Source organism: Saccharopolyspora sp. NPDC045839 (assembly GCF_056431645.1).
The window spans coordinates 1-1,374 of sequence record NZ_JBWKKH010000080.1 but is presented as its reverse complement, the minus strand read 5'-3'; the positions used below and the strand labels follow the sequence as shown (position 1 = coordinate 1,374).

The 1,374-nt window shown below is 68.0% G+C and carries 1 protein-coding gene; it reads right to left on the bottom strand.

Annotated elements, in window-relative coordinates; genetic code table 11:
- Nucleotides 1-21: 21 nt before the first annotated feature.
- Nucleotides 22-1,128 (bottom strand): IS110 family RNA-guided transposase, encoded by a 1,107-nt coding sequence (locus AC07EQ_RS43370; RefSeq protein ID WP_478393615.1) that lies wholly within the window; start codon nt 1,126-1,128, stop codon nt 22-24.
- Between the last annotated feature and the right edge of the window lie 246 nt (nt 1,129-1,374).

Below are 1,374 nucleotides of genomic sequence, written 5' to 3'. Positions count from 1 at the left end.
TTTCGATGCTCCTATTGTTTGTCAAGTGGTGGTGAGGGCGAGGTCTGTGGTGATGGTGCGGTAGATCTTGCGGGCGAGGTAGCGTTTCAGGCATCGCATGATGTCTCTTTTGGATAGTCCTTGTTGGGTGCGTTTGTGCACGTAGTCGCGGGTGTGTTGGTCGTGGCGCATGCGGACGAGGATGATCTGGTGCAGTGCTTTGTTGGCTTGGCGGTCGCCGCCGCGGTTGAGGCGGTGGCGGTCGGTGCGTCCGGAGGAGGCCGGTAGCGGGCTGGTTCCGGTCAGCGCGGCCAGGGCGGCTTCGCTGCTGAGCCGGTCGGGGTTGTCGCCGCAGGTGGTCAGGAGTTGGGCGGCGGTGTCGGGGCCGACACCGAACAGGGCGGTGGTGGCCGGTGCCAGCCGGGTGGTCAGCGCGTTGAGTTGCTTGCCGAGGCGGGTGATTTCGCTGGTAAGGGCCTGAATGCGGTGGCCCAGTTCCCGCAGGGCCGTTCGGGTGGCTTGGCGCGGGTCGGCCAGGTCGGCGGTGTCGTCGGGGGTGAGGTCGGCGCAGGCGGCGGCCAGGCGGGCGGTCGGCAGCCCGTGCAGACGTGCGCGTAACGCGTCGTCGGCGGTGATCAGCAGGCCGCGCAGGGTGTTAATGGCGGCGGTGCGGGCTTTGACCGCGCCGGCCCGCACGGTATGCAGCACACGCACGGCTTCCACGCCCCCGGTCTGGGCTTTGGGGATCGCGGTGGCCTCCCCTGCCAGCACCGCGCGGGCGGCAGCGGCGGCATCCAGGGGATCGGATTTGCCTTTGCGGCGTCGTGCCGAGCGGTCGGGCCGGTTGACCTCCAGCACCCGCACCGTGTGGCCGGCTAGAAACCGCGTCAGCCCGGCCCCGTAGGAGGCTGTTCCCTCCACTCCCACAGCGCTGAGGTGCCCGAACCCGCACAACCACGCCAGCAGCGCCTGATACCCCTGTAGGTCGGTGGGGAACTCCGCGTCCGCCAGCTGCCGACCCGTCTCGTCGAGCACCGCCGCGTGATGGGTATCCCGGTGAGTGTCCACCCCGCCGATCACCCGCAACACCGATGCGGGCTGCGGTGCTGTCACCGACGCCGGTTGTCCCTGCCCGTGCTGATCAGCCATGCTTGCTCCGTCTTCGCGTCACACGTGAGACACCGGCGCCGGGCCTGTCGCTAGTGGACAGGACAGTGACGGGCATGCAATGCAGTGCAGGCTCCTATGAAGTCACACCACGACAGTCCCGGCGCCCCTCGAACTCGGTGACCGCCAGGACGCCGACAGATCGAAACCAAGACAACCCACAGGCGTCAGCGCGAAACCGAGTCAGACGCCCCGGACGATCACCACCCACATCATCACTGCGCGAAA

Bases quoted from the DNA above. Each gene is read 5' to 3' on its own strand.
- AC07EQ_RS43370 (WP_478393615.1), bottom strand. From the start codon at position 1,128: ATGGCTGATCAGCACGGGCAGGGACAACCGGCGTCGGTGACAGCACCG.